Origin of the sequence: Bacteroides sp. NGMCC 1.200775, assembly GCF_040798045.1 — a bacterium.
Classification (GTDB): Bacteria; Bacteroidota; Bacteroidia; order Bacteroidales; family Bacteroidaceae; genus Bacteroides; species Bacteroides hominis.
In genome coordinates this window covers 201,169-222,745 of the sequence record NZ_JASCQK010000001.1, presented here as the reverse complement: position 1 = coordinate 222,745, position 21,577 = coordinate 201,169, and the positions used below count along the sequence as shown (strand labels likewise).

At 38.1% G+C, this 21,577-nt stretch carries 17 protein-coding genes; 2 read left to right on the top strand and 15 right to left on the bottom strand.

What is annotated here, in order from left to right:
- Positions 1-88 precede the first annotated feature (88 nt).
- Positions 89-2,623, bottom strand: coding sequence for an ATP-dependent Clp protease ATP-binding subunit (locus tag QK890_RS01015; protein WP_367627120.1), 2,535 nt, complete (start codon positions 2,621-2,623; stop codon positions 89-91).
- 345 nt (positions 2,624-2,968) lie between these two features.
- On the opposite strand from QK890_RS01015, the gene gyrA reads away from it, so the two are divergent.
- Both gyrA and QK890_RS01005 read left to right on the top strand, forming a co-directional pair.
- The gene (gene gyrA, locus QK890_RS01010) at positions 2,969-5,506 is read left to right on the top strand and encodes a DNA gyrase subunit A (RefSeq protein WP_005806271.1); all 2,538 of its coding nucleotides are present in this window, start codon (positions 2,969-2,971) and stop codon (positions 5,504-5,506) included.
- A 32-nt stretch (positions 5,507-5,538) separates the two neighbouring features.
- Positions 5,539-6,753, top strand: coding sequence for a tetratricopeptide repeat protein (locus QK890_RS01005; RefSeq protein ID WP_005777869.1), 1,215 nt, complete (start codon positions 5,539-5,541; stop codon positions 6,751-6,753).
- Between the two features lie 223 nt (positions 6,754-6,976).
- Here the strand turns inward: QK890_RS01005 and QK890_RS01000 are convergent, their stop codons facing one another.
- The 14 genes from QK890_RS01000 to ftsY all read right to left on the bottom strand — a co-directional run bounded on the left by QK890_RS01000 (position 6,977) and on the right by ftsY (position 21,442).
- On the bottom strand, positions 6,977-8,098 hold the full coding sequence (locus QK890_RS01000) for a universal stress protein (RefSeq protein ID WP_022011368.1): 1,122 nt from the start codon (positions 8,096-8,098) through the stop codon (positions 6,977-6,979).
- A gap of 80 nt (positions 8,099-8,178) precedes the next feature.
- A complete protein-coding gene (locus tag QK890_RS00995) occupies positions 8,179-8,463 on the bottom strand; it encodes a hypothetical protein (RefSeq protein WP_005777873.1) in 285 nt (94 codons plus the stop codon).
- 210 nt (positions 8,464-8,673) lie between these two features.
- On the bottom strand, positions 8,674-9,510 hold the full coding sequence (locus tag QK890_RS00990) for a tetratricopeptide repeat protein (protein WP_032539273.1): 837 nt from the start codon (positions 9,508-9,510) through the stop codon (positions 8,674-8,676).
- Between the two features lie 18 nt (positions 9,511-9,528).
- On the bottom strand, positions 9,529-11,352 hold the full coding sequence (locus tag QK890_RS00985) for a BatD family protein (protein WP_032539373.1): 1,824 nt from the start codon (positions 11,350-11,352) through the stop codon (positions 9,529-9,531).
- Positions 11,353-11,387: 35 nt separating this feature from the next.
- Entirely contained in the window at positions 11,388-12,098 is a 711-nt protein-coding gene (locus tag QK890_RS00980; protein WP_175413947.1) for a tetratricopeptide repeat protein, read from the bottom strand.
- An 8-nt stretch (positions 12,099-12,106) separates the two neighbouring features.
- Positions 12,107-13,132: a VWA domain-containing protein gene (locus QK890_RS00975; RefSeq protein WP_005777880.1), complete on the bottom strand. Its 1,026-nt coding sequence runs from the start codon at positions 13,130-13,132 to the stop codon at positions 12,107-12,109.
- 13 nt (positions 13,133-13,145) lie between these two features.
- Positions 13,146-14,129, bottom strand: coding sequence for a VWA domain-containing protein (locus tag QK890_RS00970; RefSeq protein ID WP_032531023.1), 984 nt, complete (start codon positions 14,127-14,129; stop codon positions 13,146-13,148).
- Positions 14,130-14,180: 51 nt separating this feature from the next.
- Entirely contained in the window at positions 14,181-15,254 is a 1,074-nt protein-coding gene (locus QK890_RS00965; protein WP_032539271.1) for a membrane exported protein, read from the bottom strand.
- A gap of 8 nt (positions 15,255-15,262) precedes the next feature.
- Positions 15,263-16,132 (bottom strand): DUF58 domain-containing protein, encoded by an 870-nt coding sequence (locus tag QK890_RS00960; protein WP_005806284.1) that lies wholly within the window; start codon positions 16,130-16,132, stop codon positions 15,263-15,265.
- Positions 16,133-16,188: 56 nt separating this feature from the next.
- Positions 16,189-17,184 carry a MoxR family ATPase gene (locus QK890_RS00955; protein WP_005777888.1) on the bottom strand — a complete coding sequence of 332 codons (996 nt, stop codon included), beginning with the start codon at positions 17,182-17,184 and terminating at the stop codon, positions 16,189-16,191.
- A gap of 241 nt (positions 17,185-17,425) precedes the next feature.
- Complete coding sequence (locus QK890_RS00950; protein WP_032539270.1) at positions 17,426-18,829, bottom strand: HU family DNA-binding protein; 1,404 nt, start codon at positions 18,827-18,829, stop codon at positions 17,426-17,428.
- Entirely contained in the window at positions 18,822-19,112 is a 291-nt protein-coding gene (locus tag QK890_RS00945; protein ID WP_005777892.1) for an HU family DNA-binding protein, read from the bottom strand. The genes QK890_RS00950 and QK890_RS00945 overlap by 8 nt, the downstream gene beginning before the upstream one ends.
- Positions 19,113-19,187: 75 nt before the next feature.
- The gene (gene rimO / locus QK890_RS00940; protein ID WP_032539269.1) at positions 19,188-20,486 is read right to left on the bottom strand and encodes a 30S ribosomal protein S12 methylthiotransferase RimO; all 1,299 of its coding nucleotides are present in this window, start codon (positions 20,484-20,486) and stop codon (positions 19,188-19,190) included.
- On the bottom strand, positions 20,483-21,442 hold the full coding sequence (gene ftsY, locus QK890_RS00935; protein WP_022011375.1) for a signal recognition particle-docking protein FtsY: 960 nt from the start codon (positions 21,440-21,442) through the stop codon (positions 20,483-20,485). The genes rimO and ftsY overlap by 4 nt, the downstream gene beginning before the upstream one ends.
- Positions 21,443-21,577 lie beyond the last annotated feature (135 nt).

Sequence of the window (21,577 nt, the reverse complement as noted above, 5' to 3'; positions counted from 1 at the left end):
CGAATTATTTTTTGTAGAGATACAGACAAAAAAAATGCCAGACCCGAAGGTCTGACATTTTGACGTATACTCAAAGGAAATAACTTAGCTATTCAGTCGTTTTGGCTTCATGATTCATTTCCAACTCTCCTTTTTCTTCGTTCAAAGAAACAGTTATTGTATCTCCTTCTTTCAAAGAAGCCGAAATGATCAGTTCAGATAAACCATCTTCCAGATAAGCCTGAATTGCGCGCTTCAACGGACGGGCTCCATATTGTACATCGTAGCCCTTAGAAGCAATGAATTGCTTAGCCTTATCCTCGATAACCAGCTTATAACCAATCGAATCTATTCTATCATATAAGCCTTTTAACTCGATATCGATAATCTTCGTAATAGCTTCCAATGATAATTGATCGAAGATGATAATTTCATCCACTCGATTTAAAAACTCAGGCGCGAATGATTTATTCAAAGCCTTCTGAATTACACTTCGCGAGAATTCTTTATCGTCTAAGCGACTTTGTGTAGCAAATCCGACTCCACGGCCAAACTCCTTTAGTTGACGAGTACCAACGTTTGATGTCATGATGATTACCGTATTCTTAAAATCAACCATTCTGCCATAACTGTCAGTCAAACGTCCTTCATCCATTACCTGAAGCAGGAGATTAAACACATCAGGATGTGCCTTTTCTATCTCATCAAGCAAAACAATGGAATAGGGCTTACGACGTACTTTCTCTGTCAGCTGACCGCCTTCCTCGTATCCTACATATCCCGGAGGAGCACCAACTAAACGCGAAACTGTGAATTTCTCCATATATTCACTCATATCAATGCGAATCAACGCATCCGAAGAGCCAAACATATATTTAGCCAATTCTTTAGCTAAGTGGGTTTTACCGACACCTGTCGGTCCCAGAAACATAAAAGTACCAATTGGTTTATTGGGGTCTTTCAGTCCGACGCGGCTACGCAAAATAGCTCTTACCAACTTCTCGATAGCAGCATCTTGAGCAATCACTTTCGACTGTAAGTCTTCTTTCATACCGGCCAATTTTATACCTTCAGCCTGCGCCATCCTCTGTACAGGTATGCCCGACATCATAGATACAACATTAGCAATTTCTTCTGCATCAACCGTTTCGCGATTATCTTTCAAACGCTCTTCCCACTCTTTTTTCATCACATCCAATTGAGTGGTAAGTTCTTTCTCTTTATCCCGGAAACTGGCAGCCAACTCAAAGTTCTGCGATTTCACTGCATCATTTTTCTTGTTCTTAGCCTCCTCAATCAGTTTCTCCTGATCTTCAATCTCTTTCGGAACACTGACATTTGTAAGATGTACACGTGAACCGGCTTCATCCAATGCATCAATAGCCTTATCAGGGAAGTTACGATCAGTTATATAACGATCTGTCAACTTGACACAAGCTTCCAGTGCAGCATCTGTATAATTTACATTGTGGTGATCTTCGTATTTATCTTTAATATTACGAAGAATCTGCAAAGTCTCCTCAGCCGTAGTAGGTTCTACCATCACTTTTTGAAAACGGCGCTCTAAAGCACCATCCTTTTCTATATTTTTCCGGTACTCATCAAGAGTAGTAGCTCCGATGCATTGTATCTCACCACGTGCCAAAGCTGGTTTCAACATATTGGCAGCATCCATCGATCCGGCAGCTGATCCGGCTCCGACAATAGTATGGATTTCATCTATAAACAAAATCACATTCGGATTCTTCTGCAATTCATTCAAAATAGAACGTATTCGCTCTTCAAACTGCCCACGGTATTTAGTTCCGGCCACAACAGCAGTCATGTCAAGCGCTACCACACGTTTATCAAACAGAATGCGGGACACTTTTTTCTGAATAATACGAAGCGCCAATCCTTCCACAATAGCCGATTTACCAACACCCGGCTCACCAATCAGGATAGGATTATTCTTTTTACGACGACTAAGTATCTGTGCTAAACGTTCTATTTCACGTTCACGTCCTACAACAGGATCTAATCGACCTTCTTCGGCCGCTTTAGTCATATCCGTACCGAAGTTGTCAAGCACAGGAGTATCATTTGTCGGCTTTCTGGAAGCTGTCTGTGCTTGTTGCTGATGTTCACCCGCTCCATGAGCGGACCGAGACTGATTCATCTCATCTTCATCGTCATCATCCTCTGTGAATCCCATACCTGCACTGATATCAGGTTGTAATGACAATTGTTCAAACACCTGCTGATAGTCTACATGGTTGGCTTCAAGAACTGTAGCTGCCAAATTATCCTTATCTTTAAGAATAGCCAGCAAAACATGTTCTGTATCTGCAACTTGACTTTTCATCACACGTGCTTCTAAAATACATAATTTTAATATCTTTGCAGCCCCATTTGACAATGGAACGTCAGCATCAGGCAGCAGCATGTCATCTGCATGTTCTTTCAGTATGGCCTCAATCTGCTTCTTTATGTCGGTCAGGTTTGTTTTGAGCTTAGACAATATCTCGATTGCTTTTCCCTCACCATCGCGAAGCATGCCGAGCAATAAGTGCTCAGGGCCTATATAGCTACTTCTCAGGCGGTTGGCCTCTTCCTTGCTATATACGATAATATCGGAAACTTTTTGTGAGAATTGATTATTCATACTTTTCTTCCTTCTTCTAAGAGATTATTTACTTGCAAATATACGCATTTCATATCGTTTGCTTATGCATCATTTGCTTTATTTGTTATATAACAAATGTCGTGCCATTATTTCTTTCATTTCTATACATTATAATATAATAGAGCAATAAAACACACAAAAACTACTAAAGAAAAGAAATTGATACAGCCAGTATACAAGCATCATCATATTATAAGAACTAACTTCGGACCCTTTTAAAAAGCCTAAAAACTTTCTTCGTTAAAACTTTCGTATATCAAGGAAAAGTAGTACTTTAGCGTGGTTTTTCATAAGCCACAAATGTATAATTAATAATCTTTTTAAATGCTTGAACAAGACAGAATTATAAAGATTAACATTGAGGAGGAAATGAAGTCATCTTACATTGACTACTCCATGTCGGTCATCGTTTCACGTGCCCTTCCTGATGTTAGAGATGGATTTAAGCCCGTTCACCGTAGAATTCTTTACGGAATGATGGAACTGGGAAATACGTCAGATAAACCTTATAAAAAATCAGCTAGAATCGTAGGTGAAGTACTTGGTAAATATCACCCGCATGGAGATTCTTCCGTATATTTTGCTATGGTACGTATGGCTCAAGAATGGGCAATGCGTTATCCGTTGGTAGACGGACAAGGAAACTTCGGTTCTGTAGACGGTGACAGTCCTGCTGCCATGCGTTATACTGAAGCACGCTTGAATAAATTAGGTGAAGAAATGATGCAGGACCTCTACAAAGAAACTGTAGACTTTGAGCCTAATTTTGACAACACACTGATGGAACCCAAAGTGATGCCAACACGCATTCCTAACTTACTGGTCAACGGGGCTTCGGGTATCGCTGTAGGTATGGCCACGAACATGCCACCTCATAATCTGTCTGAAGTCATCGATGCCTGTGAAGCTTATCTTGACAATAAAGATGTTACTGTAGAGGAATTGATGGAATACGTAAAGGCACCCGATTTTCCGACAGGAGGATATATATATGGTATAAGTGGTGTACGTGAAGCCTACCTTACAGGACGTGGGCGTGTTGTCATGCGTGCAAAAGCCGAAATAGAGTCTGGACAAACACATGACAAGATCGTTGTTACAGAGATTCCGTACAACGTTAATAAGGCAGAATTGATCAAAGCAATCGCTGACCTTGTTAATGAAAAGAGGATAGAAGGCATCTCCAATGCTAATGACGAGTCCGACCGTGAAGGTATGCGTATTGTTATCGATATCAAGCGTGATGCTAACGCAAGTGTAGTGCTGAACAAACTTTATAAAATGACAGCATTGCAGACTTCGTTTGGTGTAAACAACGTAGCATTAGTCAACGGACGTCCTAAGATGCTGAATTTACGTGACTTAATCGTATATTTTGTAGAGCATAGACACGATGTGGTCATTCGCCGTACCCAGTTTGATCTACGTAAAGCTAAAGAACGTGCACACATATTAGAGGGGTTAATTATTGCTTCGGATAATATTGATGAAGTAATCCGTATTATTCGTGCAGCAAAAACACCTAACGACGCAATCTCCGGGCTGATGGAACGTTTCAAACTGAGCGAAATTCAAGCACGTGCTATTGTTGAAATGCGTCTGCGCCAATTAACCGGCTTGATGCAGGATCAGCTTCATGCTGAATACGACGAGGTTATGAAGCAAATAGCTTATTTGGAAAGTATCTTGGCTGATGATGAAGTATGCCGTAAGGTGATTAAAGATGAACTATTGGAAGTAAGAGCTAAATACGGTGACGAACGACGTTCCGAAATCGTATATTCTTCAGAAGAATTTAATCCGGAAGACTTCTATGCAGACGACCAAATGATCATCACCATTTCGCATATGGGATATATCAAACGTACACCATTAACTGAGTTCCGTGCCCAGAACCGTGGCGGAGTAGGCTCCAAAGGCACTGAAACCCGTGACGAAGACTTTATTGAGCATATTTATCCGGCAACAATGCACAACACTATGATGTTCTTCACTCAAAAAGGTAAGTGCTATTGGTTGAAAGTATACGAAATTCCCGAAGGTACCAAAAACTCAAAAGGACGTGCAATACAGAATTTACTGAACATAGATTCAGACGATGCTGTTAATGCATACCTGCGTGTAAAGAGCTTGAATGATCAGAAATATATTAATAGTCATTACGTACTGTTCTGTACCAAGAATGGTGTTATAAAGAAAACATCATTAGAACAATATTCGCGTCCACGTCAGAATGGTGTAAATGCCATAACTATTCGTGAAGACGACCGTGTAATTGAAGTACGTATGACAAACGGAAACAATGAAATCATTATCGCTAATCGTAATGGACGTGCAATACGCTTCCATGAAGCAGCAGTACGCGTTATGGGACGTACAGCAACTGGAGTTCGAGGAATCACATTGGATGATGACGGACAGGACGAAGTGATAGGTATGATTTGCATCAAGGATCTTGAAACAGAATCTGTAATGGTTGTTTCAGAACAAGGATATGGTAAACGTTCCGATATTGAAGACTATCGCAAAACGAATCGCGGTGGTAAAGGTGTAAAAACAATGAATATCACCGAAAAAACAGGCAAATTGGTTACAATTAAGTCTGTAACAGATGACAATGACTTGATGATTATCAATAAGTCAGGTATCACGATTCGTCTGAAAGTAGCTGATGTTCGTATTATGGGACGTGCAACTCAAGGAGTTCGTCTGATAAATCTTGAGAAACGTAATGACCAGATTGGCTCGGTATGTAAAGTAACGTCAGAGAGTTTGGAAGATGAAATTCCTGCAGAAGAGGGAGAGGGAAATATTCCAAGTAATCCAGAAACTGACACGTTGGTAAATGAAACAGAAGAATAGACATAATATTAATAATTAATCAAACAACAATCATGAAAAGAGTATTATTTTCAATGGTCTTACTGATGGCTGTAAGTTTTGCTTTCGCTCAAGAAAAGAATGTGAAAGAAGCGAAAAGTATTGCCGGTGAAGTAAAACCAGACTTCGCAAAAGCTGAACAGCTGATTAATGAAGCACTAACCAATCCTGAAACAAAGGATAATGCAGCTACTTGGGATGTAGCTGGTTATATCCAAAAAAGAATCAATGAAAAGGAGATGGAAAATGCTTATCTGAGAAAACCCTATGATACATTGAAGGTATACAACAGTGTACTGAACATGTATAATTATTTTGTTAAATGTGACGAATTGGCACAGATTCCCAATGAAAAGGGTAAGATTAAAAACAAATATAGAAGTGCCAACTCAAAAACGATTCTGGCAGAACGCCCCAATTTAATTAATGGTGGTATTCAGTATTTTAACCTAAACCAAAACGAAGAAGCATTAAAATTCTTTGCTGCTTACGTAGATGCAGCTACACTGCCTATGTTAGAAAAAGAAAATCTACTGGAAAAAGACACTATCTTACCGCAAGTAGCATATTATGCAACTTTGGCTGCCGATAGAGTAGGCGATAAGGATGCTGTCATGAAATATGCTCAATATGCCTTGAAAGATAAAGAAAATGGCCAATTCGCAATGCAGTTGTTAACAGACGCTTATAAAGCTAAAGGCGATACTGCCAAATGGGTAGAGAAGTTGCAGGAAGGTATTGTTAAATTCCCAGAAAATCAATATTTCTTTGCTAATCTGGTTGATTATTATAGTAGCTCTAACCAGAATGACAAAGCAATGCAATTTGCTAATGACATGTTGGCTAAAGATCCTAACAACAAATTATATTTGTATGTAAAAGCGTATTTGTATCATAATATGAAAGATTATGAGAAAGCAATTGAATTCTATAAGAAGACTCTTGATGTAGACCCTACATATGCAGAAGCATGCTCAAACTTGGGATTAGTCTATCTGCTACAGGCACAAGACTATGCTGATAAAGCACCAACAGATATTAATGATCCGAATTATGCTACAGCACAAGCCAACATCAAAAAGTTCTACGAGGAAGCTAAACCGTATTACGAAAAAGCAAGAGAACTAAAACCTGATCAGAAAGATTTGTGGCTGCAAGGTCTTTATAGAGTTTATTATAACTTAAATATGGGACCGGAATTTGAAGCTATAGAGAAACTGATGAATTAATCTCACTGATGGATTAATCAGAGATATAAATTACAAAACTTGTCTTTAAAAAGAGGTATCACAAGCTAAAGTGATACCTCTTTATTTTTCCAGAAAAATATAAGAAATAGTGTATTTATCATTATCAAAAAGGCAACTTACTATACTTAAGTAAGTTGCCTTTTTCTATTAAACATAATGTGGATTATTCCATTATTTTAAATCGTGCATTTTGAGAGCTTGATCATCCATTAATAACTAAGAGCGGTGTATCAGAATGAAATATCATCTTACGAGCTATGCCTGGATTAAATAAACGAGAAAATATATTCCGCTTATAAGAAGTTAATGTAATAATATCAATCTGATTTGTTTTAATGTAATTTTCTAAACTATTCAGAAAATCATTACTCATTACCACATCATAATGAATTTCAAGATCCGGGTATTGCTTCTGGAAATAGTCTTTAATGCCTGCCAGTTTTATCTCATTCCATGTATCTTTTACATCTGATAAGTGAATAAGAGAAACAGAAAAATGAAATGGATCAAGTCCATTGATAAATGAATCAAAAGCAATCAAATCACGCTGATCAAAGTTTGTCATAAAAGCTATCCGTTTCACTTCATTAAAACTATTAAATGGAGTATTCTCAGGGATAGCCAATACTGTAGTATGACTACGTTCTATCACTTCAGCGGTTACACTACCAATAAGATCAATATCTTTTTGATTTTTACCACGTGTACCCATTATAATGATTCTAGGACGATGTTCTTTATTATACCGTAATATTTCTTCCTCAGGAATGCCTTCTCGTAACACACAGGTATATTTCACATCAGGGAATTCGCCTGACGCTACCTTTTGTTTTATTTTCTCTGATAAAGCATTCAAATCATCATGAACTTTATGCAACACATTCTTTACGGTCTCTTCATCGCTAATCTGATAATTAAATACATCACCATATGGCAGTGATGAAGCATAAATTGGTGTAAAGTAAACATGTAATAATATTACCTCCGCATCATAAGATTTCGCGAAATTAAAGCCAAATTCACAAGCCTTCATCGAATAATTAGAGAAATCGACTGGAATAAGTACCTTTTTAGTACGGTGTTCTACTTTAGGCGCCTTCTCTCCCACTATACTTTCAGCAAGCCAAGCTGAACTTTCTGTGATTTTTAAAGCACGAGGCAAGTCGCTTTCTTTAATACGCAAACGCACACCAGATGACACAACCGGCTGTATTTGGTTAACATTGTGAATATACGTCTCTATACCCTCATTTTCAAGAACATTCTTCAATATCTGAGCTTTTGTATAAGTCAGAATAGCTAAAGTTACTAATTTGTCTTCCATAATTCGTTTGTTTTATTGAATTCAACAAATAAGAAATCCCAATTGTTTTTGCCAATTGGGATTCTGACTTTATCTTTTATTTAAGCCTGCATAGCTTCGGTAGCTTCTTCTTTTCTCATATTCAATTCATCCAATATCCTTAATGCCCGATCAAGCACAGTGGTATCATCAATCATAACCAATCCACCATCCGGACCAGGCTCAAGATGTATTCCGACACTTTTCCCCTCCTTAAAGTTATGACCACCAAAAAAATTTCTCACCGTGTCGACGTTTAAATTTAGTTCGTCGGCTATTCTATGCATGCTACCGCTAGGCAATGAATCTTTAATTTTACGAAGTTCATTAAATGTTATTGTTCTCATGTCTCATAAATTTAATGGTTAATACTACGTGACTATATTATCACGCTATAAACTTAAGAAAAAAAAAAGATAAAACAAAAAAAAGTGCCTCTTTTTTTTGCTAAAACAATCTAAATCAATAGTAACTTCTTATAATACAATAAAGTCCCTCTTCAATAGATCCAATACTATTAAAGAGGGACTTTGATAAAATATTTATAGATTCTATTCTCAAATAATTTCAATCGAACTAACCGGTACCCATCCTACCTTTCCATCTTCAAGACGAATTTCTTTCCAGTCTTTCATAGAGCTATCTTTAATATCAACTTTATGCCCTTCATGAAGAATAAACAAACTAGTACCATTCTCACTGGGTGTACTCCTAACCGTAACACTAGGATTCATTATGATTGCACTGTCCCGATTCAATAATTCTTTTTTTTGCTTAAAAGCAAAAACATTGGTCATTACAACAACTATTAGAAAGACTATACCTGTAATAAACCCCACTTTCTTCAATACCACTTGTTTTGAGAATATAAAGAAATAGAGAGATACGATTAGCAACAGGAAGCTCACAACACCGCATACAGCCCATGCATCTACGCTCATACTATTAATCAATGCTTTGGTCCACGTCACAAAGAACACCTCAGGCACAGTTTCCACCTTATCAACAGTCTTACTACGAGCTATCTCTAAATTAGCACGAATATCTCCGTTACCAGGTTGAAGTAATAATGCTCTTTCATAATTTAAAATAGCCTTTGCTATCTCATTGACTTTATAATAGCTATTTCCAAGATTATAGTATACATCAGCTGCTTCTCCTTTACGTAACAGTGATTCATAAATTTGAATTGCAGATGCAAAATCATTTCTTATATAAGCACTGTCGCCTTCAGATTTTGTAGCATCCTCTAATTTAGAACTGGAAAACTCCGTATTACGAATAATGACAGAATCTCCTTCCATCCTCTGAGTAGAATCTGTTACTAATGAATCCTGCCCGAAAGAAATCACTGCCACTAACAAGCCCAAAGTAAAAAACAATATTTTTTTCATGACTTTATCTTCTCTAATTTAGCGTTTTATTGAATTCTCCATCTTACTAACCACTTCCAACGATGATGAATAAACCTTATCCATGGCTTGGCTTTCATCTCCCGGTGCAAAACGTGCAAACTCACACTCATTCAGAGCAGCCAAGAAATCTTTTATCAACTCGTCACTGACTCCATGATTTCTAAGTTTATCTTCCACATTATCTTTTGACAAACGAGAAACCGGAATATTGAGTTTATCACTAATATACCCCCATAAAGCTTTAAGTACTTCATCATAAAATGCTTCTTTCTTATTCTCTGCAAGTAATTTTCCAGCCAACTTCATTCGTCTTGCAGCTACTTTATTAGCTTTCTTTGTACGCATCTTAGCTACATTTGCATTTTCTGCAGCTTGCTTACGGTAAACTATGAAGAATATAATAAATACAACAGCAGGAATAATGTAGAATAGCCAATAAAGTAAAGAACCGAATAAAAGACTATCTTTCGGCTGAAGTTTAACATCATTCAATTTTATATAGCGGATGTCTTCACCTAATATTTTCAGTTCCTCTTTATTAGTAAAGTTTGCAATAACCTGATCTGCATTTCCTGCCCCTTTTTCCACTTTGACTTCATAGTCTTCAGTACTCAGTGTTTTATAAGACTTTGACTTTATATCAAAATAACTGAAAGAAACTCCCGGAATCTTATAAACTCCAGCATGTCTCGGAATGGCAAGATATTCAATAACCTTACTCCCTGAAAGTCCTTCTTGAGTCAGACGAACTTTACTGTCCATCTTCGGTTCATATACATCAAAATCCTCCGGAAATTTTATTTCCGGGTTAGCTATTAATTTTAAATTACCAGTTCCTGAAATTACCAGCTTTACCGTTATAGCATCATTCGTCTTCACTTCTTTAGAATTAATAGAAGAAGTGACGCTAAACTCCCCTACTCCTCCAGAAAAGTTAGCGGGTTTACCAGCAGGCAACGGAGTTACATTAATTGTGATCTTGGGTGTCATGATTACCTTACTCACATTTACATAATTGCTACCACCATTAAAAAAAGCATCAAATGGATCATCAGATTGTACAGCTTTCGCGATAGTAGCATCAAAACGTGCAGGTTCAATCGTCAGCTTTCCGGATTGTTGAGGAAATAATACAAATTGACGATATACAGTCGTAAAATAATTCCTTCCCTTATAATGTTCCTGTGACCATTTAGCATTAGCCGGCATTTCTATTTCTTGAGAATGGAATCCTTTAAAATCAGGTAGTTTCACATTCTCAAATCGAAGTTGGGACTCACGAGTATAAATTTTAAAAGTTAAAAGGAAAGCCTCCTGTTCATATACATTAGTCTTATTGGCTGTAGCAGTAATAAGCAAATCCTGATTGGAAACGGAAGAGGATATCCCAGTTGGGCTACTTGATGACGAAGCGCTACTACTGCCAGTACTTCCTCCAGTCTTATCGGGAGGAAGAACCTTTATTTTTACCGAATTAGAAACCATCTGATTTCCATCTGCCGTAATCGTAGCACCCGGAATAGAATATTCTCCTTCAGCCGTGGCCATCAGAATATAAGTAAAAGTAATACTATTATTGGTAACCCCATTAATCGATTGCATACGTTGCGAACGATTAGGTCCCATTAATACATCAAATCCTTTTATAGAAGGCACACGAAAATCCCTTACCTTTATCGTATTTACTGTATACGATAACCTAAACTGGTCACCCACTACTACAGCATCAGGTGCAGATGCAGTAAATACTACCTTCCCATCAGCCCACGCCTGTGTAGTCACCGCTACCAGTGTAATCAATAAGAAAATCAATTTTCTCATTTCCTCTGAAGTTTTTATCATCAATTATTTTATTATTACCAATCCTTCTCTAAACGTCTTCCCTGAAGAGTCTGTTGCTTCTTCACTTTATCTTGAACACCTTTTTCATCTTGCATTACAGAATTAAGCAACTGCTCTGCATTTTCCTTAGACATTTCATTGTCGTTCTTCTCAGACTTAGGAGGTTGCTGCTGCTGTTTATCCTTATTTTGATCATTTTGCTTATTCTGATCTTTATTATCTTGTTGCTTTTGCTGATCATCTTTATTCTGATCCTGATTTTGGTCTTGGTTCTGTTGATTTTGCTGTTGATCTTTCAACAACTTTTGAGCCAATGCCAAGTTATAACGGGTTTCATCATCTTTCGGATTATTTCTCAAAGACATCTTATATGCTTCAACCGCTTTCTGATAATCTTTACCAGACTGGAATAATACTCCCATATTATGATAAATCTGTCCCAACTTGGCCTTATCTTTTTCTATTTGAGTTGCAGCTACATATTGCTCCATCGCATCTTTAAACTTTTGCTGTTGCGACAACGTATTACCCAAATTATACATAGAAACAGTTGATTTGGGATTCACCTCTAATGCTTTTCGGTAATTAACCTCAGCATCCACAAAAACACTGTCCTTAAAAAGACGATTGCCTTTACGGATATAATCACGCTCAGCCTTTTGTGCAAATGTACCCAGAGAGAGGGATAGCAACAGAGCGAATAATATATATTTACTTCTTGACATACACATTATTACTTATTAGAAAACAACCGAATGTTTTTAAACAATGGATTTTTACGATCTAAAATCAACATCTCTACCAATAATAAAAGCAATATCATCCAAGCAATTACTTGGAATTGTTCATTATATTCTGTATACACTTTAGACTCAACATCTGATTTAGCCATCTTATTAATTTCTTGATTAATAGCCTTTTGCGCAGAATTTGAGTTATCTACACGAACATAAATCCCATTCCCTACCTTTGCAATTTCCTGACACATAGCCTCATTCAAACGGGTCACAATTACATTGCCTTCACGATCACGGCGAAAATCGTTACTACCTTCAATTGGAATAGGAGCACCATCGGGCAAACCAACTCCCAAAACGTTCACTTGAATACCTTTTTTGGCAGCTTCTTTAGCAGCTTCAACAGCCCCGCCTTCATGGTTCTCACCATCGGTAATCACTACAATAGCACGTCCTACTCCTTCTTGTGGAGTAAAGCTGCGAGCTGCCAGACTGATCGCTGCACCAATAGCTGTACCTTGTTTAGATATTAACGAAGGATTAATAGATTCCAGAAACATCTTAGCGGAAATATAATCACTCGTTATGGGCAACTGAGTAAAAGCATCTCCCGCAAATACAATCATGCCCACTTTGTCATTCTCCATACCATCTACTAATTTAGATATAAGCCTCTTAGCTTTTTCCAAACGACTTGGCTGAACATCTTGTGCAAGCATAGAGTTAGAAATGTCCAATGCAATCATAACCTCTACTCCTTTACGCTTTACAGTTTCAAGTTTAGAGCCGAATTGTGGACGGGCTAACAATACCGCAAACAGACCTATGGCGGTAAATACCAACCAAAACTTTACATCCGGACGATATTTAGATACATCAGGCATCAGTTGTGCCATCAATACCGGATCCCCGAATTTACGAATAGCTTTCCTCCTTCTATAGTTAGAAAAAAGATAGAAGGCTACCAACAATGGTAGCAACAACAACAAATATAAATATGCAGGTTCTTCAAATCGAAACATCTTTCTATCTATTTTATGGTATCTTCTTCAATATTGAGTTACGTAACAGTAGTTCAAGCAGTACACATAAGAAAGCAGCCAGCGCAAACCAACGATATTCTTCCTGACGCTTACTATACTCTTTCACGTTCAATTTCGTTTTCTCCAATTTATCAATCTCTTCATAAACCTCTTTCAGTTTCGAATTGCTGGTAGCACGAAAATAGTTTCCATCCGTAATACCTGCTATTTGAGTAAGGGTTTTTTCATCAATTTCAACCGGCGTATTAATATACTGTACTGTTCCCCCAACCGGTACCGGATAAGGAGCCATACCATTTGTTCCCACACCAATAGTATAAACACGTATACCAAAACTTTTTGCTATTTCAGCAGCTGTCAATGGAGAAATATCCCCTTTATTATTTGTACCATCTGTCAGCAAAATAATCACTTTTGATTTTGCTTTACTATCTTTCAGCCTAGTTACTGCATTAGCAATTCCCATTCCCACTGCTGTCCCATCCTCAATAATATCGCACTTAATACCTTGAAATAGATTCAGTAATACAGCATGATCTACCGTTAAAGGACACTGAGTAAAACTTTCACCGGCAAAAAGCGTAATACCTATATTATCATTCGGACGGCCATTAATAAATTCCGCAGCTACATCTTTAGCAGCCTCCAATCTATTAGGCTTCAAGTCCTCTGCCAACATACTGGTAGATACATCGATAGCTAACATAATATCAATACCTTCGATTTCGCTGTTTTGCCAGCTATTGGTTGTTTGAGGGCGTGCCAAAACCAAGATGATCAATATTAGAGCAATGATGCGCAAACCAAAAGGTACATGCAGCAAATAGTTCCTATAACTTTTCGGTGCATGTGCATATACACGTGCATCAGAAATCTGAAGAGTCGGCTCCGTCTTCTTCCGCTTCATTATATACCACACAATATATGGTATAAGTAACAGCAGCAAAAACAAATATTCAATATTGGCAAAAACCATTCTATTTACAATTTACTATTTCTTATTTTATATGATAAAAGTCAAAACCTATTACGCAAACAAGTTATAGAGTTGTAACCCTATATATACAAAGGTTCCAATAAGAGCAGCCGACAAAAATACAATACCACATATCAGTAATATCTTTGTACGCAAAGACCTTTTCTCTATAATGGTGATTTCAGTAGGCTGTGGCTTCAGGTTCTCTTCTTCCGGTTGTTTGGTTTCATTAATAAAATCAATTGCATTAATTAAATTCGTATCATTTTCGTTCATTTGCGGATCATGCTTAGCGAATTTAACCAAATCGGCTGTCTGGAATAAATATTTTAAATCTGATATAGCTTCTTTATCATTAAATTCAAGCAATTTATCTATAATTTCAGATGAAGTCATTTCCAATGCATTAAAACCAAATCGATTCTTAATATATGTGCGAAGAGCATCTGTCAATTCCGTATAATATTCCTTTGGTTGTCCCTTTTGCCATATCTTCTCTGTCTTAATACGCTCTATCTCTTTCATTGCCAGTTGATGTGGAGGCAACTTAGGCTCAACCTTTATTTTACGAATAATAGGCTTATTATCACGGATGCGAACAATCAAATAAATGAGCAATCCTAACAGTGGTAATGCCAAAAAAGAGCAACCAATCAAGCCATACCAATCTTCCCATGCAAAAGGAGCCTTCATAACGGTCTTCTGACCAAAAAACTGATCAGGATGCAAAGTATCCACAGGCATTGAGTACACTTTCAATGCCAATGCTTTCGATTTATACTCTTTATTATCGATCTTCACACCCATAGGAGGAATATAATATAAAGCTGAATCAAAAGAAGTTACCGTATACTCCTGGGTAATTAACATTCTCTGGCGATCATTTAAATACTGTGTATCAGGTTTAGCAGTTTCCACAATTTCCACCCCACGTACCAGCGTATCTGTAAATACCGGAAAAACAGCTTTCTGCTTCACATCCATCGCTACTTGTAACTGCACTTTTGCCTGTTCTCCTATTAGAATTTGCAAAGAGTCTATTTTAGCATCGACAGTCACAGACTGTGCAGCAATTCTGCCAGAAACCAGAAATAACAATACTATCAGAAATATATTTTTATTCATCTTTCCTGTTAATTTCGTTTAGCAAATAAATTCAGTAACGCTTTCACGTAATCCTGATCAGTACGTACCGAAACAGAATCAACATTACTTTTTGTAAACGTTTCGTCTAACTCAGTTTGTTTATTTACCCACCATTCATGATGCGCCTTACGCACTCCGGCCGAAGATGTGTCTATCCACTGTTCATGTCCGGTTTCCGCATCTTTAATCCGCATCAAACCTACTGCCGGTAACTCAGCTACTCTCCTGTCATATACTTGAATAGCGACAACATCATGTTTCCTATTGGCTATGGTCATTGCATTCTTAAAGCTTTCCTGATCTATAAAATCGGATAAAATGAAAGCTGTACAACGTCTTTTCATGACATTCGTCAGATATTCCAGAGCAAGGCGAATATTTGTACGACGACTTTCGGGCTTAAAATCAATCAGTTCACGAATAATGTACAGAATGTGTTTACGCCCTTTCTTGGGAGGAATAAATTTTTCTATTCTGTCTGAAAAGAAAATAACTCCGATCTTATCGTTATTCTGAATAGCAGAAAATGCGAGAGTAGCTGCAATTTCTGTTACCATATCCTTCTTCAGCTGTTTTACGGTGCCAAATTCCAAACTACCGGAAACATCCACCATCAACATCACCGTCAGTTCGCGCTCTTCCTCAAACACCTTCACAAAAGGTTTGTTAAAACGCGCTGTCACATTCCAGTCAATGTCACGTATATCATCACCAAACTGATATTCACGCACCTCAGAAAAAGCCATACCTCTACCTTTGAAGGCCGAATGGTACTGTCCTGCAAAAATATTGTTCGACAATCCACGCGTCTTTATTTCAATCCGACGAACTTTTTTTAGAATTTCACTTGTTTCCATCTATTTAATTGAGAATTGAAAGTTGGTAATTGAGGATTATTCATTCTCAATTAAAATTAAGGCACTTCTATCTTATTCAATATTTTACTTACAATTTCATCAGAAGTTACATTGCTGGCTTCCGCTTCATATGTCAATCCGATACGATGCCGGAGGACATCATGTGCAACAGCACGTACATCTTCCGGAATCACATAGCCACGACGTTTAATAAATGCATAAGTACGTGCAGCCAAAGCCAGATTAATGGAAGCACGAGGTGAACCACCGAATCCAATCATATCTTTCAGCTCTTTCAAATCATATTTTTCGGGATAACGTGTAGCAAATACGATGTCTACAATATAACGTTCAATCTTTTCATCCAAATAAACCTGGCGTACTACTTTACGGGCTTCAATTATTTCTTCTGCCTTCAAAATAGGTTTCACATTGAATTTCTCTCCATTAATGTTTTGGCGAATAATTAATTTCTCCTCTTCCTGCTTCGGATAATCAATAATCACCTTAAGCATAAAACGGTCTACCTGAGCTTCCGGAAGCGGATATGTACCTTCCTGCTCAATCGGGTTCTGTGTAGCTAACACAAGGAATGGCTCAGGCAACAAGAATGTCTCTTTACCAATGGTCACCTGACGTTCCTGCATGGCTTCAAGCAGGGCACTCTGTACTTTGGCAGGCGCACGGTTTATTTCATCGGCCAATACAAAATTAGCAAAAATCGGACCTTTTTTCACTTGAAAGGTTTCATCTTTCTGACTGTAAACCATAGTACCTACAACATCGGCAGGCAACAAATCAGGCGTAAACTGTATGCGGCTGTATTTTGCATCGATCAACGAAGCCAATGTCTTGATTGCCAAAGTTTTTGCCAATCCTGGTACACCCTCAAGCAATACATGCCCGTCAGAAAGTAGCCCGATTAACAGTGACTCTACCAAATGTTTCTGACCCACAATGATCTGGTCCATGCCTGTTGTAAGATTGGTAACGAAAGCACTCTGTCTTTCAATCCGCTCGTTCAATTCGCGGATGTCAATTGATTCAGCCATAAATACTAATTATTTTATTGTTTAATTTCTTACTTATAATGTAAATGAAACCTATGTTGTAAGGCTTTTTAATTTCGATTCCAAAAGTACACTATATCTTTAACCATTCCAACTAATTTTTATTAAAAAACAATGCGAAGTCTTTAGATTAAGGTACTTTCATACGCTTTTGTATTTGTATAACATAAACACGGCACCCGGATGTATACAAGTTTATACACCCGGGTGCCATACAAAGCCGTTACTTTTTAACAAGTTCCGGTATTTTAAGTACAGTACCATATGGCACACTATTCGGATTCTTAATCACTCCCTGATTATGCTTAACAATATAAGGCCACAAATCTTTTGTACCATAGAAGCGTAAAGAGACCTTGGTTAAAGTCTCCCCCTCTTTCATCGTATAGGTAGTCTTAGTACCGGTAATTATGTAATTTACAGAATCCGGCTTAACAGGTATTGACACCACCTTCTTAGTAACCTTTTCCTGAGCAACCGATTTACTCTCCGATACTTTATCCGTTTTCACCGATACAGGTTTAGGATTCACTACCTGTTGTTTATCCTGCATTTTTGCCACCACTTCGGCTATAGTATCTGTTTTCATAACAGTATCTAACGGGACTTCCTTTATAGGCTCTTTTTTCTCCACCGCTTCAATTACGGTTGATTGCATTTCTTTTTTAGAAAACAAATCCGGATAATAAACAAAAACCAGAGCCGCACCACAAAGCAGCATAACAACCGCTATGATAGTTACCAAATAAGGGACAGGAGACTTCTCTTTTTTGAATTTAATTTCTTTTTGGGGGTACCTCTCCTTTCCCATAGGAACAATCGGAACTTCTGTTTTCTGAATCTCCCGAGCAATTATTTCTTCTGCAGTCAGTTTAGGAGCCTCGCCTTCTTCTATTTCTTTTTCCGCCTGCTCTTGTTCTTCCTCGAATCCTTCGTCAGTCTTATCTGGTTTAATGTCTTCCGATACTTCATCAACAGATAATCCTTCTATTTCTATGATAGTCTTTGTGCCCGTATCCTTGCAGGTTTCCTTTTCAACTTCTTCAGGCACATCAACCATTCGACTTCCAATTTCTATATTTTCCGTTTTTTTCGTATCCTCCTCAATATCCCCTGTAGTAGTCTCAGCATTCTCTGCGTTTTGCTCCAGCATACCCTCCGATTCTGCTGTTTCTATCTGCTTTGCTGCCTCTATAGGCTCTGTTTCAATTGAGACATCCTCCATAAACTGTGTTCCTTCTACTTCAGGCACATCCACCGGATCTCCCTCCAATTCCTCTATCGGCGTATCTTCCAATACAGTATTCTCATTCAGTACAACCGTCTCAAAATGAGAAAAAGGCCTATTAATAATATCCCGCAAAGAAGGATCAGGAGTAAAAGAAATCTTTGTATGTCCTTCTATCTTAATTCGTTCGCCTGTATTGATATTTACACTTTCACGGCTATTAACCCCTATCAGTTTAAATGTTCCCAGCCCCTTGATTTTCACGTACTGATCATTCTCCAGAGCCTGTTCTATCAACAGAAAAAACTCCCGAACAAAAACATCGGCATCTTTTTGAGGGACCCCATGCCTGCTAACCAGTAAATCAACAAGATTCTGTATAGTCAACCTTTCATTCATACGGAAATGCTTCTTTAAACTTATCCTTTAAGATTGGACTTGGCTTGAATGCCAACACCAGTTTGGGTGGAACCAACAAGCGTAGTCTGGTGACAGGATTGATGACAATACGCTCAGCCTTCTTTTTTACTTCAAAAGCACCAAATCCCTGTATTCCTATAGCATTACCTTCCTGCAGCTCCTGAATGATGTCAGACAGCAGAGTAGTTATCAAGTCAGAAGTATCTTTTGTATTATATCCTAACCTGCGCGAAAGTTCTGAAGTAAATTCTTTGTTATTCAAAATACTACAATTTTAAAAGTATGTTGCTATATTAGTCAATCCGAATGAAAAAAACAAATTCTTAGGGAAATATCTTTAGATAACTTTCGCAAAAAGATCGAATTCATCGGAATCAATCACCTCTATTTGATAAAAGTTACCAACCCTCAGACTATCTCCCTCGCACTTTATTAATACCTCAGGATCTACTTCCGGAGAATCAAATTCAGTGCGCCCAACATAATAATCACCCTCTATACGATCAATGATAACTTTCATTTGCCACCCCACCTTAGATGCACTAAGTTCAGCAGAAATCCCCTGTTGAATATCCATCAGTTCATCCAAGCGGGCCTGTTTCACTTCTTGAGGAATAGAATCTTCATAATTAGCTGCCGCATACGTGCCCTCTTCCTCTGAATAAGCAAAAGCTCCCATTCTATCGAAACGGACTTTACGAACAAACTCTTTCAATTCCTCAAAATCCTCTTCTGTTTCACCCGGATGCCCCACCATCAACGTTGTACGTAAATGAATACCGGGAACTTCTTTACGAAACTGTTCAATTAACCGATAGGTGTCTTCTTTGGTCACATGACGCCGCATACGTTGCAACATGTTATCACTAATATGTTGCAATGCTATATCCATGTATTTGCATACATTATCCCGTTCACGCATCACTCTAAACAAGTCTTCAGGAAAATGTGCCGGGTATGCATAGTGTAAACGTATCCATTCCACACCCGGAATCTCAGAAACACGCTCAATCAATTCCGGGAGCATTTGTTTCTTGTATAAATCGACTCCATAGTAAGTCAACTCCTGGGCAATCACCTGAAACTCTTTCACACCATTGGAAACCAAGTATCTCACTTCGTCCAAGATCTCTTCCATGGGACGAGACACATGACGTCCTGTAATGATTGGTATAGCGCAATAAGAACATTTACGGTCACACCCCTCTGATATTTTCAGATAAGCATAATGTTTAGGGGTAGTTAACGTACGTTCAATATGAAGTTCGTCATGGTAGGCTTTTCCCAAGTCCTGCAACAACTCTTTCCAGTTGAATTTACCATAAAACTTATCAACCTGAGGAATTTCAATCGCCAATTCTTTTAAATAGCGTTCCGAAAGACAGCCCATAACAAAAAGTTTTTCCAGACTTCCTTCTTCTTTTTCCTGGGCAAATTCCAGAATCATATTAATTGATTCTTCTTTCGCATCACCGATGAAACCGCAGGTATTGATAACTGCTATTTCTCCTGTCGGTTTTTCCGAGTCATGGGTAACATCATATCCGGCTTCTTCCAACTGACGCATCAACTGCTCCGAATCCACCAAATTCTTAGAGCACCCTAATGTTATGATATCTATAGTTTTTCTTTTCATGCATTCTCTCCAAATAAGGAGTCTACAAATTCTTTCTTGCGGAAAACCTGCAGGTCTTCCATACCTTCACCCAATCCAATATATTTCACCGGAATCTTAAACTGGTCTGAAATTCCGATAACAACGCCTCCCTTTGCCGTTCCGTCCAGTTTTGTTATAGCCATGGCAGTCACCTCTGTAGCCAACGTGAATTGTTTAGCCTGCTCAAAGGCATTCTGCCCGGTTGAACCATCAAGCACCAGCAACACCTCATTCGGAGCATCAGGTACCACCTTCTTCATTACATTCTTAATCTTCGTCAGTTCATTCATCAAACCGACCTTATTGTGTAGGCGTCCTGCTGTATCTATAATCACAACATCCGCATCATTAGCAACGGCCGAGCTTAATGTATCAAATGCAACCGAAGCGGGATCAGCACCCATTTTTTGTTTTATCACCGGTACACCTACTCTATCTCCCCAAATTACAAGCTGTTCTACAGCCGCTGCACGAAATGTATCGGCCGCACCCAAGTAAACAGATTTACCGGCTTTCTTGAATTGATAAGCAAGTTTACCAATGGTAGTTGTTTTACCAACCCCATTCACACCCACTACCATAATGACATAAGGCTTTTTCTCTACCGGAACATCGAAATCAGCAACATCATCCGAATTATTCTCAGTCAACAATGCTGCAATTTCTTCACGCAGAATTGAGTTTAGCTCTTGTGTATTTACATATTTATCTTCTGCCGCACGTTTTTCAATACGTTTAATGATATTAAGGGTAGTCTCTACTCCCACATCCGATGTGATAAGCACCTCTTCCAGATTATCCAGCACTTCATCATCCACCTTCGACTTGCCGGCTACCGCACGGGCAATCTTGCTGAATACACTTTCTTTGGTTTTAGATAATCCTTTATCTAAAGTTTCCTTCTTTTCCTTTGAGAAAAAACTAAAAAATCCCATGATTACAATTATTTGTATAATACATTATGCTACAAAGATATAATAAAACTGGCGTAAAGTAAAAATTGAAGCGAATAAAATTGGCAAAAAAAATCCCCTCAATGAATATCAGTGAGAGGATTTTTCAGGTTGCAA

Excerpts from the sequence above, each read along its gene's own strand:
- QK890_RS00980 (WP_175413947.1), bottom strand. The coding sequence starts at position 12,098 with ATGTCAAGAAGTAAATATATATTATTCGCTCTGTTGCTATCCCTCTCT.
- QK890_RS01015 (WP_367627120.1), bottom strand. The coding sequence starts at position 2,623 with ATGAATAATCAATTCTCACAAAAAGTTTCCGATATTATCGTATATAGC.
- rimO (WP_032539269.1), bottom strand. The coding sequence starts at position 20,486 with ATGAAAAGAAAAACTATAGATATCATAACATTAGGGTGCTCTAAGAAT.
- QK890_RS00985 (WP_032539373.1), bottom strand. The coding sequence starts at position 11,352 with ATGAGAAAATTGATTTTCTTATTGATTACACTGGTAGCGGTGACTACA.
- QK890_RS00990 (WP_032539273.1), bottom strand. The coding sequence starts at position 9,510 with ATGAAAAAAATATTGTTTTTTACTTTGGGCTTGTTAGTGGCAGTGATT.
- gyrA (WP_005806271.1), top strand. The coding sequence starts at position 2,969 with ATGCTTGAACAAGACAGAATTATAAAGATTAACATTGAGGAGGAAATG.
- QK890_RS01000 (WP_022011368.1), bottom strand. The coding sequence starts at position 8,098 with ATGGAAGACAAATTAGTAACTTTAGCTATTCTGACTTATACAAAAGCT.
- QK890_RS00970 (WP_032531023.1), bottom strand. The coding sequence starts at position 14,129 with ATGGTTTTTGCCAATATTGAATATTTGTTTTTGCTGCTGTTACTTATA.
- ftsY (WP_022011375.1), bottom strand. The coding sequence starts at position 21,442 with ATGGGATTTTTTAGTTTTTTCTCAAAGGAAAAGAAGGAAACTTTAGAT.
- QK890_RS00995 (WP_005777873.1), bottom strand. The coding sequence starts at position 8,463 with ATGAGAACAATAACATTTAATGAACTTCGTAAAATTAAAGATTCATTG.
- QK890_RS01005 (WP_005777869.1), top strand. The coding sequence starts at position 5,539 with ATGAAAAGAGTATTATTTTCAATGGTCTTACTGATGGCTGTAAGTTTT.
- QK890_RS00950 (WP_032539270.1), bottom strand. The coding sequence starts at position 18,829 with ATGAATGAAAGGTTGACTATACAGAATCTTGTTGATTTACTGGTTAGC.
- QK890_RS00965 (WP_032539271.1), bottom strand. The coding sequence starts at position 15,254 with ATGAATAAAAATATATTTCTGATAGTATTGTTATTTCTGGTTTCTGGC.
- QK890_RS00975 (WP_005777880.1), bottom strand. The coding sequence starts at position 13,132 with ATGTTTCGATTTGAAGAACCTGCATATTTATATTTGTTGTTGTTGCTA.
- QK890_RS00955 (WP_005777888.1), bottom strand. The coding sequence starts at position 17,184 with ATGGCTGAATCAATTGACATCCGCGAATTGAACGAGCGGATTGAAAGA.
- QK890_RS00960 (WP_005806284.1), bottom strand. The coding sequence starts at position 16,132 with ATGGAAACAAGTGAAATTCTAAAAAAAGTTCGTCGGATTGAAATAAAG.